Here is a 15,623-nt window from a genome sequence, read left to right as displayed (position 1 = left end):
AAACCAGTTAAAATCAGAATTATTATTCCACCTGATTGAATAATAATTCTGATGATATTTCTATTTTTTCTGCGTCACGGTAAAAGTTTTTCCTTCCATTCCAACACCTGTGATTTTAACTGATTTCCAGTGGTTGGGTAACACACTTGGCACCTGAACAATACCTTTATTGGTAATGTCTAATCCGCCGAAGCCCATTAATACACTTTGCAACACGCCACCAGCACCGGTGGCGAAGTATGGATTGGTGCCCCCCTTTGTTTCTGCAATTACCCTAAATGGTGGGTTTAGATTTGGCTGATACGATTCCTTAAAGTATTTATAGGCCTGATCTGCATTTCCTGTTCTGGCGTAAAGTAATGCGAAAATGGCATGCGTCATGGCTGGCGTACCTTCATCAGGGATCCTGGTTTCATAATAAGCCAGATCCTTTTCGATCTGATTTTTATCCGTAATGGTTTTTAGCGGATAAGCCAGCAGGTTTACATCGGCTTGTTTAATCCCTTCGCCCTTATACGTTTCATGTTCTTTAGTTACGCCGTCAGGAAACTTCAAAATCGGAATATTTTTCTCTACAAGTGTCCAATCTTTGTTTTCAGGTAAACCTAAGATTAGAGCTGCGGCATTGGCATTTTTGAGGTTGAGTTTTGCTGCGGCGTTGGTAAACGCATTGTTATTTACATTTTCTGCCCATTCATCTGCTGCAACCACGTTTTTGATGTCGAATTGATTCGTTCCATTACGCTCCACGCGGCTTGCCCAAAAATCTGCAGTTTCTGAAAGTATTGGCCAGCCTTTTTCCTTTAGCCAGGTTTTATCCTGTGTTACGCTATAATAGTTCCAGGCAGCAAGGGCAACGTCAGCAGAAATATGGTGTTCAAAAGGCCCACTTAAAGCCCAAACAGGCGTTTCTTCTACGCCAGTATCGGCACTTTCCCAAGGGAACATGGCTCCTCTGTAACCGTGAGAGAATGCATTTCGTTTAGCAGCTTGTAATCTTTCAAAACGATATTCTATCAATGATTTTGCTATATCCGGGTGGAGCACCAGTAACGCCGGAAACATCCAGATATCCGTATCCCAAAATACATGACCATTGTAACCCAAACCCGATAAACCCATTGGCGAAAGTGAATAGGATGTACCGGCCCGTGAAAATGACGTAAGGTGATACAGCATGCTATGGATATCTTGTTGAGCCTGTGCATCCCCATCAATAATAATGTCCGATTTCCATAGATCATCCCATGCTTTATTATGGAATTTAATTAAGCGGTCTCTGCCTTCCAGCTTGGCGAAGATACTCATTCGCTCTGCTTCATTTAATGGATCAGCATGTTGTGCCGAACTAATGGTGTTACCAATAATGGAATAGGTATAGGTTTCGCCAGCCTTTAACGTTTTGCTAAATTTCATTAAATGGCTGTTGTTATCCCACATTTCGTGGATAATTTTTGGCTCACTACCATGTGGCTCGGTAAACATAAAACTGTTTGAGGCACAAAGTTGTAATTTTCCGGTAGGGCTTTTAGCTGTGGAGGTAAGCAAACTTAGCGTTACATGCGGCCTGTCTATTTCATTATAATAATTCTCTACATCTCGAAGGGCATCAGGGGTTTCCATCACGCTGGCCGCAGTAAGTTTAAAATCTTCGTTGGCGGTAATGGTTACATCCATTAAAACGGTAAAGGGCAAATGCCTCAATGCATAATAAGTATATTTGATGTTCGCTTTCTTTCCGTATTGCAGTTGCGTGGTAAAGGCGGCCTGTTGCATATCCAGTTGTTGTTGCATGTTTTGGGTATTGCCTGCACCAAGTCGTTGGCCATCAACTTCCATATACATGTTCAGCAGGTTAAAGCCATTTAAGAAATTGCTTACCCGCCCGCGGCCGTAGGTATCGTAAGCACCTGCTAATATTACATTTTTAACTTTAAAAGGTTCGGGAGATGATACTATGCCGATTATGCCATTAGCTACAGTTACACCATAATAATTTCCCGGGTCGATATGTTCGACTTTAAGTTTCCAGGGATCTTGTGCTGCGACGTAGCATTGTACAAACAGCAGCAGCAGGAGTGTGTGAATTATTTTGATCATCAGGTTAAAACTAATACTGGTTATTTTAATACATCAAAGGCTGAACCCCAAATACTGGTTGTTAATCAGCAATTGAGGATTCAGCCTTTAAATACATATTTTTATGCTGTTAAAAACCTGGATTCTGAACCAGGTTTGGATTGCCAAGCTGGTTATCAGGAATGGGGAACAACATGTATTTAGATTCACTGGCTGGTTTTTCCTGCCATGCAGCAAGGAATTTACCGAAGCGGATTAAATCTTGTCTTCTGAAACTTTCCCAGTATAACTCACGTCCGCGTTCGTCTAAAAGATTATCTAAATTCAAACTTGCGAAGGCTGACGCACCTCTAGCCGTTCTGATCGAATTAACGATCGTTAATGCTGCGCCAGCTTGCGAAGTTCTAAGCAACGCTTCTGCTTTCATTAATAAAACATCAGCATAACGGTAGTAAACCCAGTCGTTATCTGGTCTTCTTGTTCCCGAATTTGGATAATCGATAGGGTATTTAATCACCCTGATTCCGGCTACCTCTAAGTGATTGGGATCTCTTTCGATGATGCTTACTTCCGGGGTAAAGGCTAATGCATTTCCTTTTCTGTCTTTCAGAGCTGCACCGGTCTGATCAAATTGCGGACCCACTAAAAAGCCAACCCGGATACCAGAAACATTAGTTTGACCGGTATAGGCGCCTCCTCTGCGTTTATCTGTTGCTTCGAACTTGTTATAGAAATCTGATAGAGTTGCAAAACCGTTATAGCCATTCGGATTCTGATTATAGTGCAACGTACATTTCCACTGTCCGTCTAAATCACTTCCTGCAACGCCACCCAGGTTTTGGGAGGTAAAGATGTTTTCTCTTGATAAAACATCATTCGTTGATGCGAAATTATCGAAATAATTGGTGGTTAGGGTGTAGCCGCCCGTTGCAATTTCATCAGCCAGGGAGATTACCCTTGCCATATCTGCCGGATCAAACGTTGGTGCTGTACGGTTTAAAAAGGCACCTTTGTTGAGGTAAATTTTCATTAACAGTGTTCTTGCAGCATTTTTATTGGCCTGGTGTGCCGGGCCATCCGGTAGGGTAGGGATGATGGCTGTAAGCTCTGAAATTAAATAGGTAATCTGCTCACTTGCGTTTCTTACTTTCGATGGCTTGGTAACGCCTTCTCCCGGCTCCCGGTATGGCACCTGACCCCAACCATCTAATATAGAAAACTGGGAAAATGCACGTAAAAAACGAGCAGTAGCTGCCTGTGCAGGGGTAGGATTGAAGCCCAACACATTTGTACTTACGTAGCTGATACTGTTCAGGTCTCTGAAAACATCCGAAATCCTGGCATCATCTGAAGCCCATTTATGTAGGTGTAACGCCCGCCAGGCACCGTTATCGTCCCAATCTCCGGCACGTGTAGGTACAATGGCTTCATCAGAGGTTACTTCCTGCAAAGCAGACCAGTTCCAGGGTGCCTGGTAAGGACCACGCATAGCGGTATAACTTGCGGTGATTAGGCCCGGAACATCATTAGCACCTAATGAACCTGAACCTACCTGACCATTTAAGTTTTCATCTAGTTTGGTACAGCCTGATAGCGCTAAAGTGGCGGCTACGAAGCTGAAGATATATTTATTTTTCATGTGATTATCGTTGAAAGATTAAAGAGAGAAATTAACACCAAAGTTGAATGTTCTTGCCGTTGGATAGGCAGTATAATCGATACCTGCTGATGGTACACCATTAATGCTTTTGTTCACATTTACCTCCGGATCGAAGCCGGTATAGTTGGTGATTACAAAAAGATTCTGACCATTTACAAAGATATTTAATGATTTAATCGCCTTGCCAATATTGCCTAAGTTATAGTTGATGGTGGCGTTGGCCAGCTTTACGTAATCTCCTTTTTCTATGTATCTTGATGATGCTGCAATTGGATTGGCCAATGATTCCTGAATACCGGAATTAACCAGTGCTGAAGATATGTTTCTGGTTCCTAAATTGGAAATCGCAAGCACTGAATTGGCGGTGTTGTTGTAAATACTCTGTCCGAAAGAACCGTTTAGATTCGCGGTGAAAGAGAATTTTTTGTACCTCAGGTTTGTGGTAAGACCAAGAATTACTTTTGGGTTAGGGTTTCCAAGATAATACCTCGTAAAACCATCATCAGTGTAGGTTGAAAATCCATTGGCATCTAAACCGTTATACTGTCTGGTTACCATTGCAAATAGAGGAAGACCGTTCTGGATCACTTCTAAATTCACACCACTTAATCCCTGACCACTTAAAGATCCTGTTCTGATTAATCCCGTCAGGTTGCTTACATTGTTTTTGATGAAGGTAACGTTACCGCCTAAAGACCATGATAGGTTGTCTTTTTCTATGATGCTACCATTTAAACTTAACTCTAAACCTTTGTTCTGTACTTCGCCATCTAAATTATACCAGGTAATTACACCATTTGGTGCAGCTGGTGAAAAGGCATTTTGAGGAAATAACAAATCTGTAGTCACCTTATTGAAATAATCGATCGATCCTGTAAGTCTGCTTCCTAAGAAACCAAAATCGATTCCCACGTTGGTTTGCTTATCTTCCTGCCATTTCAAATCCGGATTTGCATTGTTGATGCCTACCAAACCATCTACACCCCTGATGACGAAACGTTGTTGAGAAGATCCGGAAGGGAAATCCTGGTTACCTGTTTTACCATATCCTGCTCTTATTTTTAGTAGGTTGATCCATTGTACATCACTCAGGAAACTTTCTTTTTTAATGTCCCATGCGGCGGCAAAAGATGGGAAATAACCATACTTATTGTTTGTTCCAAATTTGGTGGAACCATCTGCTCTGAAAGTAGCGGTCAGGATATATTTGTTATCATAATTAAAAATTGCCCTTCCGAAGTAAGATTGTAATTCGGTTGTGGGATCATTATTGGTTACCAGTGTACGGTTGGCTGGTAAGGTTGCCTCAAATGCATCGGTATAATCTACCGCAATATTTCCAAAACCAGTGGCCGTATTTACGGCTCCTTTATTTACAAAACTTGAATATTCATAACCGATAACGGCATTTAAATTCAGTTTCGAAACAATTTCCTTGTTAAAGTTTAAGGTATTGGTGAATTGCTGCGTAATCAATTCGGTATTGGAATAACTGGCATAACCGCCTAAAAAGTCTCCGGAAGGTTGAATTCCCTGAAGGTTCAATGTGCTTCTGGTTGATGCTCTTCTAATCCCTGTACTATAATTTACACTGGCTAACATTCTGTATTCTAACCATGGTGTAATTTTATAGTAAGGCGAAACGCTCCCTAAAATGGTTGATACTTTTGCTTTATCGCTGTTTGCGGCCAATGCCGCCAGTGGGTTGATGGTGGTAGAACCATAATCAATAAACAGGCTTCCATCTGGGTTATAGAAAGATTGTGTTGGGTTCCATGCCAAAGCCTGGCTAATTAAACTTCCTGTAAAACCAGCATCAGTAGTGATCGGAGCAATGTTTTCTAAGTATTGATTGCTGATCATGTTTACATCTAAACCCAGTTTTTTACTTTCCAGGAATTTGAAGTTTCCGTTGAAACCTGCACTATATTTTTTGAAATCGGAGCCTTTAATAATTCCCTGTTGATTCTGGTAACCTAAAGATGCCCGGAAAGTGTTGCCATTTGTACCGCCGCTAATACCAACTGAATAATTTTGATTGTAAGCGGTGCGCAGCACTTCATCCAATGCATTAACACTGGTGCCGAAATTACCAGCAGTTAAACCGTATTTCTGAAGTGCGGCTCTGTATTCATCTCCAGATAAAACATCTACTCTTCTAGAAATGGTTCCAACACCTGCAGAGGCACTAACGTCTATTTTAGCATCGCCGGATTTTCCACGTTTTGTAGTGATTAAAACCACCCCATAAGCTGCTCTGGAACCATAAATGGCTGTCGCTGATGCATCTTTCAAAATTTCCATGGATTCTATATCTGCCGGATTGATGAAGTTTAGTGGGTTGCCATCTGGTGCAATACCAATCCCGGCACTGGTAGATGGTCTTGCTGATCGGCCATCTAAAGCCACCCCATCCACCACATATAAAGGTTGTCCTGATCCGGTAATGGCCGAATTACCCCTGATTCTTACCGTAGAGGCACCACCTGGCTGCCCGCTATTGTTGATCATTTGCACACCGGCAACTTTACCCTGAATCAATTGGTCAGGCGCATTTAGCGGACCTTTATTAAAATCTTTTGCGGAAACAGTAGTTGCGGCACCTGTTAGGTCACTTTTTTTTACAGAAGCATAACCTACCACCACAACGGCCTCCAGATTATTAAGGGAAGCAAGGGTAACGTTGACCAAAGTTTGATTGTTTACGCTCACCGTTTGTGATTCAAAGCCCACGAAACTCACAATTAATTTGGAAGTTGCGGAAGGTACAGCGATCTGGTATTTTCCTTCGGCATCTGTTTGTGCTTTTACATTGGCGCCAGCTACCTGAATGGTAGCACCAACTAAAGGAAGTTTGTCGTTATCGTAAATTATTCCTTTTACCACGGTTTGGGCAAAGACGGTGCTACTGAGCGAGATCATCAGAAAAATAATGGCCGCGAGTTTCCCTAGAAAATGCAATTTCTGTTTATTATGGAAAACAGACCAATTGCTAAGTAAAGTAAGGTTCATAGTTGTTTTAATTAATTGGTTAGAAAAAATTTATTGTTAAATAGAGCGCTTATTTATTAAGGTGGTGCTGGTTTAATGGGATTCATATTGAATTAAGTTAGTGTTAGTTATTTGTATAATGGTTGTGGTTTTTCTATTTTCTGACGCGCAATTTCGAGGGCATAATTAATGCAGCTTTCGATGGGTTGATCCTGAAGGTAACCTGCAATAAAGCCAGACCAAAATGCATCTCCTGCTCCCGTTACACCTGTTACAGCGGCTACCGGAAGCGCGGGTTGGTGTTGCCATTGCTGCTCTTTTATTTTGTACCATACGCCATCTTTGCCACAGGTAAGGCAGATGAGCTTTATGGATAATTGGTTTAGCCATTCTATTGATTCCTGAATGCTAAAAGGTTTTCCGGTGAAACGTTCCAGATCATCCAAACTAATTTTTAACAGGGGATTAAACTGACAGATTTGTTCAAAAACAGCCTTACCATTATCATCTCCCCAGATAGCGGGTGCAAAATTCCAGTCGATGGAAACTTGTTTATTCAAATCGTTCGCCTTTGAAAAAGCAGCAAGAATATTTTTTTGTGCAGGTGCTAAACTCAGGGAAAAAGCAGTGGTATGCAAAAGATCTGCAGATTTGATCAGTTGATCTTCTATTTGGCTGATGTAAGCATCTGCACTGCGATACGCAATAAAGTCTGGAGTTTCTGTATTTTTGCCCACCAGCACAATGGTGGTTTGATGCTTGGATGAACGCAGCAAATACTGATCTGAAACTCCTGCCATTTTAAGTTCATTGGTCAAGAAAACGCCCAGGTTATCATCACCCACGGTAGCCACTAAATCGGCTTTTATGCCTAGCCATTTCAAGTTGCAGCAAAAATTGGCCGCACTTCCACCTTGATTAATTTTAAATGATGATGGCGATGCCAGTGAAGGAATATTTTCCTTAGAAATGATATCAGCCAGTAATTCACCGATTACCAGCGCCTTTTTATGTGAAGTATTGTTTGTTAATTCCATTTTGCTCGCTCACTAGGCGTTAAATAAGTTTTTAAATTCCGGATGAATCATGGCTTGCTCTGCGATGATGGCACCAGCGGCGCTCCAGGTACATTTTTCTACCCCACAAGGCATATTGTTTAGTCCATGTAGGCATTCGTTAAAGCTGTTTTTATGATTGTTTGCTGCGTGAATGTTCGCTGTTAATTGCGCGGCCATAGTGGCATTGCCTGTTGCATGTAAAGCTGCCGCCATCCAGCCGTTCCATACCGGCCATAAACCCCCGTTGTGAAAATAGTTAGGCAGGTTTCTAAATGAATAGGCATAGTTGTTTTTCAGCTCGTTCATATCCGCATCATTTGCTTCTATGGTTGGTGTGAAAGATGGAATTAGCGATTGCCTTTTTGCATAGATGTTTTTGAGGTAGTTCAATAAAACTTCATTCTGCTGCGGGTTTCCAATGCCCAGTAATAAGCTGAAGGCATTGGCCTGGAGGTCGAAATAGTGGTAAATTCTTGCCGGGTTAAAACCCATCAGCCAGAAATCGCTGGAAGTATCTTTTAACTGATGAACCAGATTCGGTGCATAAGCATTTTTCTGTTCTTCGGTTTTCCAATAGTTGTTCGTAATTGTATCTGTAATGTTTTGTGCTTTAGTTAAGTAAGCAGTGTTCTTTGTAAGTTTGAATGCTAATCTTAATGCCCAGACACGCAGGAGCTGGTCAAAAAGAATATAGCCATGTTGAATATATTCATCGGCCCAATCGCCGCTTTGAGGAACATAAATCAGGTGTTTTCCATTAAACTCCCAGGTTTCCATTACTGCGAAACATTTTTCCAGCTGTTGCTGATATTTTTCCCATAAGCTGTAATCTTCAGTTAAAATGGTATAGGTGCTTAAGCCAATTACCGCCCAGGAAGGATTATCGGCCCTGCCGGAAGTGCCGCCGTAACTGGCCGTGCCATCTTTTGGCGATACGTTTGAGGGCATAAAACCGTTTGCATGCTGTTTGTTAAATAAGGTATCAATGGTGGCCCTGGCTGTTTTAATCAATTCCTCTTCACCAGTTAGCAGCGCAGCGATACTGGTAATTACGCCATCTCTGGTCCACACGCGTTTATAATTATCTTGTTCCTGTACGGCGGCTACAAAACCAGATGGTGTAGAGGCTTCGGATAAAAGGTTCAGCGCTTGTTGATATGATTCTTTGTTTACCATAAAATTAAATTTCTGTTTTCCTCCCTTTAATTAATAGTACAAAGCCGCCTGCAATGGTAATGAGCAGGCCGGCAAATATGATCGCATTTTCAGGGTTGTGGCCCAGTAAATATTTGTATACGTATTTAAAGGTGATGGTTTCTAACAGCATTGGCATTACGATGAACATGTTCAGAATCCCCATAAAAATGCCGGTTTTTTCTTTCGGGATACTACCTGCAAGCATGGCGTAGGGCGTTCCCATCATGCTGGCCCAGGCTACGCCCAAGCCGATAATTGGAATGAACAGCAGTGTAGCGTGGTGAATCATCGGTAAAGAAATCAGGCAGATGCCGCCAAATACTAAACTCACCAGGTGAACCTTTTGCGCCGTAATTTTCCTGGCAAAAAAGGCGAGTGGAAAAGCCACTAAAAAAGTAACTACATTGTAGCCGCCATTTACGGTTCCGGTGAGCAATTGTGCAGATGCGAAGCCCTCGGAGGCGGCATCACTGGTGTTATAAATCGTTTTGGCAAGGCAAAGGGTTATGAACTGCCAGTATACAAACATGGCGTACCAATTAAAAAGGTAAACGATACCCAACTTTTTCATGGTAAGTGGCATAGTTTTAAAGGCTTCACTAATGTCTTTTAAGATGCTGCCGATGCCGCCTGGCGTTGCTTTTATCTTTTTAATTTCCTCGTCGGTTAAAGGTGTTTCTTTCGTGGTAAAGCAACTATACATAATAGAGCCAATGGATACGGCGCCACCTATAAAGAAGGCTGCGTAGGTGGTATAAGGTATATTGTTACCACTTCTGGAATGGATGCTGATTAAGCCTGTAGCTATGAGGATGCCAGGGGTAAGGTTGGCGAGGGTGATGCCTAAACCTGTAAAGAAACTTTGAGTTAGAAAACCTAATGCGTGCTGTTGTGTTGGCAATTTATCGCTTACGAATGCACGGTATGGTTCCATGGTGATGTTGTTTCCTGCATCCAAGATCCATAGGATACTGGCGGCCATCCAAAGTGAGCTGCTATAGGGCATGGCGAATAAACAAATGCTGCAAATAATGGCACCGATTAAAAAGTATGGTCGCCTTCTGCCAAACTTACTGGTCGTTTTATCGCTCATTGCACCAATAATTGGCTGAATGATGAGGCCCGTCATCGGTCCGGCCAGGTTGAGCAAAGGCAATTGATCCGGAACTGCGCCGAGGTAAGTATAAATGGGTGTCATGTTGGTTTGCTGCAGTCCGAAACTATACTGAATTCCAAAAAAGCCAAGATTCATGGCGATAATGGAACCAAAGTTTAGTTTAATTGCAGTAGAAATTTTCTCTGCTTTTTCTGGTTGTGCAACAATCATGTCTAAATGTTTTAGCTGGTTATTCTACCTGTTTCGGGGAGTTAATACTGAATTCGATTTTTGGTGTTAAAAGGTATTTTAAGTTCGGTAACAGACCGATGCAGTGTGATCGGCCAATAAGTATTGGGATCGTTCCCGATGGGAGATACCTGAAAGCGACATATTCTTCTTAACAGTTGCGGAGCAGTTTTAATCCTTCTTTGGAGGTAATCTGTTTTAATGCCGATTTGTGTTAAATTTCCGATGCGATCTATAGTGGTATTTCTATTCCTTTCAGAATAATTGATCACTTTATCATGGGCGCTGGTTTTGCCGACCCCAACGATAAAAACACAAACAACAGTTAGCTGATATAGAAATTTCATATATAAGTTTTACGCTGCGGCCGTATTGCTACAGAAGCATTAATTATAATATTTGGTTAGTAACAGGCAGCAACAAAAGCGGGGGAGCTTAAGATGCTGCTTTGTTTTTTTTTGTTAGTATGAAGATAGGTTTAATTCTAACTAAAACGATGGAAATGCGCTAATTATGACCGCAAACGTTTGCGGTAACATTTCCGCAAATGTTTGTTGTGGAAAACTTATATTTGGGTAACCAAGTAAAAGATATGAGATTAAGTCCAACACTTAAAAAAATTGCCGAACAGTTAAATGTTAGTATTTCAACGGTTTCCAGGGCGCTAAAAGATCATCCGGATATTTCTGCAGAAACGAAGCAGAAGGTAAATGAATTGGCAACATTGATTGAATACGATCCTAATCCTTATGCAGTAAACCTGCGTACCCACAACAATAAGGAGTTTGCTATTGTGGTTCCGAGTTTATCTAATTTCTTTTATCATTCTTTTATCAGTTCTATTGAGGAGGATGCCAGGCAACAGGGTTATTCCGTTTTTATCTACCGTTCTTCAAATGACCCTCAGATAGAACTGGAAATTCTAAAAAGTTGCCGGTTAAAAAGGGTATCGGGTGTTTTCATTTCCATCACCACCGAAACGAAAGATATTTCACCTTTTACCAAATTAGATGGATACGGTATTCCGGTCATCTTTTTTGATAAGGTGCCCAGTTCCGAACTTTGTAATAAAATTTGTGTGGGCGATGCACATGCAGCTTCCCTGGCGGCATCAGAAATTTTAAAAAAGGGAATTAAAAATGTATTGGGAATATTTGGAGATCCAAACATGTCGATTACACAGGCGCGCTTTCAAAAGTTTACTGAAGTGCTTGCAGCAGGAAACCAGAAAGTTCAGCTTAAAACGGTATATGCCATTAGTTCTGAAGAAGCAGAGCAAGTGGCATTAGCCGCCATTGCTGATTTTAAGGGGGAGTATTTTGCTGTTTTTTGCATGAGCGATGAAATTTTAGCTGGTGTGATGAAGGCTGTTCAACGGAAGAATTTAAAAGTACTAAAGGATGTTGGCATCATCTGTATTAGCGATGGCATGATTCCCAAGCTTTTTTACCCGGAGATTACCTACGCGGAAACAAGTGGTTTCAAGCTTGGAAAACTGGCGCTTAACCGCATGATGCGCTGCATTGCCGGCAGTTCTTTTGCTCAAACTATTGTGGATGAATCGCGATTGATTGAAGGGGGGTCGATTTGAGGAGGGGTAGAGGGTTAGGGTGGGTTAGAGGGTTAGGATGGGTAGAGCGGAAAGAATAAAGAATAAGGAACAAAGAACAAAGACAAAAGAGCAGATAGCAAAGAGCAGAGGGAGCGGAGAGACTAAAGAACAAGGAACAAAGAACAGATAGCAAATTGCAGAGAGCGGAAAGATTAAAGACTAAAGAACAAAGAGTCGGGAGCAAAGAGCAAAGATCAGATAGCAAGGAGCGGATAGCAAAGTGTGAATACTAAAGTCAAATAAAGCGCCAAAAGGGATCAATTCTTGAAGCCCCCAAAGCGTTAAACGATTAAAGGAAAGCGACCAACGTAAAACGACTTACTATCGCTCAAAAAGATAACCACTATACGCCAAGCCTTTTGCTACGCTTTTAAAGTTATCGCCAGAATTTAATGGGATGTGTGGGAATTTGCTTTTAAACAAATTTTGTATCGCAGCCACCATTGATGTTCCGCCGGTTAAAAACAGGCAATCGATTTCTTCTGATTTTATTTGATTGGTTTCCATGAAACTCGTTAGGTAAGTTTCAATTTTGTTTACATCCTTTTCGATGATATCATTGTATTGATTGATGGTGATTTTCTCTTCTATTTCGATGCCCATGTTGTGGTACCTAAAATCAGACTCTGGCTGATCTGAGAGTTCAATCTTTGTTTTTTCTATTGCTCTGAAAACCGAATAGCCTAAATTATTATCCACCAGCGTAATCAGGTTCTTAAACTTCGGGTCGTTGCCGGAGTAATAGTAATAATCTTCAATCTCCTTCTGGATTTTCAGGCCATTAAAGAAATTCATTTTATCCCAGGTACAAATATTTGCAAAGAGGGATTTTGGAACATTTAAAACCTTACCGGGTGTGGCTTCATACATGGTGTTTTTGCCAAAGTAAGGGGTTCCGCGATCCCACATCATGGCCGAATCCAGACTGTCGCCTCCGATATAGATTCCGCCAGAAGCAATCATGTCGTTCTTCCGGTCTGTACTGCCCACCTTCTCCGGATCTAGAATCAGGTAAGTAAAGTCTGTGGTACCGCCTCCTAAATCGGCCACTAATACCCGTTCTTTATTTTTGATGGTCTTCTCATAAGCGAACGCTGCACCAATGGGTTCGAACTGGAAACGCACATCAGTGAAACCTGCCATTTCTGCGGCTTTTTTTAACCTGGTTTGCGCCAGGGTATCTTTAGCGGTGTTGTCGTCATCAAAAAATACCGGACGCCCAATCACCGCCCGCCCACATTCTTCGCCAATAATTTCATCGGCTTTGGCTTTTAAATCCTTTAAAATTAAGGCCACCAAATCTGATGCCGTATAGCGTTTATTATGGATTCTGGTCTCGGTAAAGGTTGTTCTGGATAGAATTTGCTTTATCGATTTAATGAAACGACCCTTCATGCCATCACTTAGATAGGCATCAATTGCTTTTTCGCCAACAATGTGACTTTCGCCGTCTACAAAACTTTTTGTCTCGGTAAAATAAATTAACGATGGAATGGAAATCGTATCAACGATCTCTTTTTTCTGCTCATCATAAATAGAAAGTGCAGAATTGGTGGTTCCAAAATCGATTCCGTATAAAAAGTTACCCATGTAAACTTAAATTTTAATTTGTTAGCGCCCTGTTCGAACAATATAACCAGATCAGATCTGTTGTAAATAGGAGGGGATAAACCCTGATCGTATCCAGCCTCACTTCACCATATTTTTTGCTGGTGGAATAGTGCCGTAAATCCATGCTATTTTCTATAATCTGTTATTGATCACTTGTTGATCCTCAATGCACTGCTGTATTTCTGAATGATGCTTTATTGGTTTAAATCCTATTCAGGGAATATTCCGGCAAATATCTATAATTTTAATGAAGCTAGCTATCAAAAGTTTTCAACGGTTTGAATTGGTTTTTTCATCTCGATCTGAATAGTAATATTTCGTTGGAAGCACCTTTAGTAGGTCTTAATGAAAAATATTTTGCTGTGAATCAGTGGTTTTAGATAGGCGCGTAACAGTTTGTTTAAATGCTTGTGGTTTTTTATAAAATATTTCTATCTTTGCGACCTCAATAATGATTCCGTAGCTCAGCTGGTAGAGCATTACACTTTTAATGTAGTGGTCCTGGGTTCGAATCCCAGCGGGATCACACCAAAGACTATCAAAATGTATAAAACCCTGCAATCGCACGATTAGCAGGGTTTTTGCTTTTAGGGCATTGCCAAATTTCGCACGAATTCACAAAACTTTGGTGAGTGATTCGGTGAGTAAGGCAAAACGGTTAAATTGACTCACCGAATGGCGTATAACCATCTATTGAACAGGTTGTTATAAATTGAACATCTTGTGTATTTTAAGAAGCAAAGCTATGTTTGTTTAACTAAAATCGAGAGATTATGAAAACCAATTTTAGCCTGCTTTTCTATTTGAAAAAGCAAAAGAACTATGTAAGTGGAAATGTGCCGATCTACATGAGAATTACCGTAGAAGGAAACCGTGCGGAGATGGCCACCAATCGGGATTGCGACCCCAAACGATGGAACGCCAAGGGCGGCAGAGCCATCGGCTCAAAAGAAGAGATCAAGGTGTTGAACACCCATCTTGACCACTTGCAGAATGCGGTTTATTATGCCCATCAACGTGTTTTCGATATGGGGTTGCCTATTACTGCCGATGCCATCAAATCAAGTTATCAAGGTACGCTTACTAATTCCCATACCCTATTGGAGGCCATTGCCGACCATAATTTAAAGATGGAACAGCTTGTAGGTAAAGATTACGTCCGTGGCACATTGAACCGTTATAAAGTTCTGGAAAGACACCTTAAGGTTTTTATCCCTTTAAAATATGGTGTAGCCGATATGGATATTAGAACTATCGACCAGGCATTTCTGAATGGATTTGACCATTACCTAAGGTCTGATAAGAACTGTGCGAACAATTATGTGGTAAAGAACATTAAAAATCTTGGAAAGATCCTTCGTATCTGTATGGAGAACGAATGGATAGACAAATCCCCATTTACCGCTTATAAAGGCAAAACTAAGAACGTCGACCGCTTTTATCTGAATAAAGAGGAATTGGCTCATATCGCGGGAAAAGAGTTTTTATCGGATAGATTGAAGCAGGTAAGAGACGTTTTTATTTTCTGTTGTTTTACTGGTTTGGCTTATGTCGATGTCTTCAAACTGAAGCAGGAGAATATCAGAAAGGGAATTGATGGCGACCGATGGATTTTTACCAATAGGCAGAAAACCAAAACAAGGTCATCGGTTCCGCTACTGTCAACAGCTGTTGAAATTGTCGATAGATATTCCACCAACAAAGTTTGCCTCAATAAAGGCTTGCTTCTTCCAGTTCCCAGTAACCAAAAGATGAATGAATACCTTAAAGAAATTGCCGAACTCTGCGGAATTGAGAAAAAGCTGACCTCCCATATTGCACGCCACACATTCGCTACAACGGTTACGTTGTTGAACGGAGTATCGATAGAAAGTGTTTCAAAGATGCTCGGGCATACCAATATCAGGACTACACAGCATTATGCGAAGGTTTTGGATATTAAGGTGAGTGAAGATATGGCGTTACTTAAAAAGAAGTTTGCGACTTTTTGAGACCCTAGGGCAATATTACTTGATAGTTAACGTCTTTATACTTGAGAGCGTTAATTTAGATTAAGCGGGAATGGTCGGA

Annotated in this window: 10 protein-coding genes and 1 tRNA gene; 3 read left to right on the top strand and 8 right to left on the bottom strand. The window is 41.2% G+C overall.

The window, feature by feature from the left end:
- Positions 1-60: 60 nt before the first annotated feature.
- The 7 genes from SOM16_RS06375 to SOM16_RS06345 all read right to left on the bottom strand — a co-directional run bounded on the left by SOM16_RS06375 (position 61) and on the right by SOM16_RS06345 (position 10,677).
- Entirely contained in the window at positions 61-2,100 is a 2,040-nt protein-coding gene (locus SOM16_RS06375; RefSeq protein ID WP_320463153.1) for a glycoside hydrolase family 65 protein, read from the bottom strand.
- Between the two features lie 109 nt (positions 2,101-2,209).
- Positions 2,210-3,718: a RagB/SusD family nutrient uptake outer membrane protein gene (locus SOM16_RS06370; protein WP_320463152.1), complete on the bottom strand. Its 1,509-nt coding sequence runs from the start codon at positions 3,716-3,718 to the stop codon at positions 2,210-2,212.
- 18 nt (positions 3,719-3,736) lie between these two features.
- The gene (locus SOM16_RS06365) at positions 3,737-6,751 is read right to left on the bottom strand and encodes a SusC/RagA family TonB-linked outer membrane protein (protein ID WP_320463151.1); all 3,015 of its coding nucleotides are present in this window, start codon (positions 6,749-6,751) and stop codon (positions 3,737-3,739) included.
- Between the two features lie 107 nt (positions 6,752-6,858).
- The gene (locus tag SOM16_RS06360; RefSeq protein WP_320463150.1) at positions 6,859-7,767 is read right to left on the bottom strand and encodes a carbohydrate kinase family protein; all 909 of its coding nucleotides are present in this window, start codon (positions 7,765-7,767) and stop codon (positions 6,859-6,861) included.
- 12 nt (positions 7,768-7,779) lie between these two features.
- Complete coding sequence (locus tag SOM16_RS06355; RefSeq protein WP_320463149.1) at positions 7,780-8,964, bottom strand: glycoside hydrolase 100 family protein; 1,185 nt, start codon at positions 8,962-8,964, stop codon at positions 7,780-7,782.
- 4 nt (positions 8,965-8,968) lie between these two features.
- Positions 8,969-10,312: an MFS transporter gene (locus SOM16_RS06350; RefSeq protein WP_320463148.1), complete on the bottom strand. Its 1,344-nt coding sequence runs from the start codon at positions 10,310-10,312 to the stop codon at positions 8,969-8,971.
- A gap of 41 nt (positions 10,313-10,353) precedes the next feature.
- Complete coding sequence (locus tag SOM16_RS06345; RefSeq protein WP_320463147.1) at positions 10,354-10,677, bottom strand: hypothetical protein; 324 nt, start codon at positions 10,675-10,677, stop codon at positions 10,354-10,356.
- A 245-nt stretch (positions 10,678-10,922) separates the two neighbouring features.
- On the opposite strand from SOM16_RS06345, the gene SOM16_RS06340 reads away from it, so the two are divergent.
- Positions 10,923-11,921 carry a LacI family DNA-binding transcriptional regulator gene (locus SOM16_RS06340; RefSeq protein ID WP_320463146.1) on the top strand — a complete coding sequence of 333 codons (999 nt, stop codon included), beginning with the start codon at positions 10,923-10,925 and terminating at the stop codon, positions 11,919-11,921.
- 342 nt (positions 11,922-12,263) lie between these two features.
- Here SOM16_RS06340 and SOM16_RS06335 read toward each other — a convergent pair whose 3' ends face one another.
- A complete protein-coding gene (locus SOM16_RS06335; RefSeq protein ID WP_320463145.1) occupies positions 12,264-13,532 on the bottom strand; it encodes an Hsp70 family protein in 1,269 nt (422 codons plus the stop codon).
- 474 nt (positions 13,533-14,006) lie between these two features.
- Here SOM16_RS06335 and SOM16_RS06330 point away from each other — a divergent pair.
- A tRNA-Lys gene (locus tag SOM16_RS06330) sits at positions 14,007-14,079 on the top strand.
- A 247-nt stretch (positions 14,080-14,326) separates the two neighbouring features.
- Entirely contained in the window at positions 14,327-15,544 is a 1,218-nt protein-coding gene (locus SOM16_RS06325) for a site-specific integrase (protein ID WP_320463144.1), read from the top strand.
- Positions 15,545-15,623 lie beyond the last annotated feature (79 nt).

Source organism: Pedobacter sp. CFBP9032 (assembly GCF_034045265.1).
Lineage (GTDB): Bacteria > Bacteroidota > Bacteroidia > Sphingobacteriales > Sphingobacteriaceae > Pedobacter.
The sequence above is the reverse complement of the archived record's forward strand: the minus strand, read 5'-3'. Positions and strand labels throughout refer to the sequence as shown.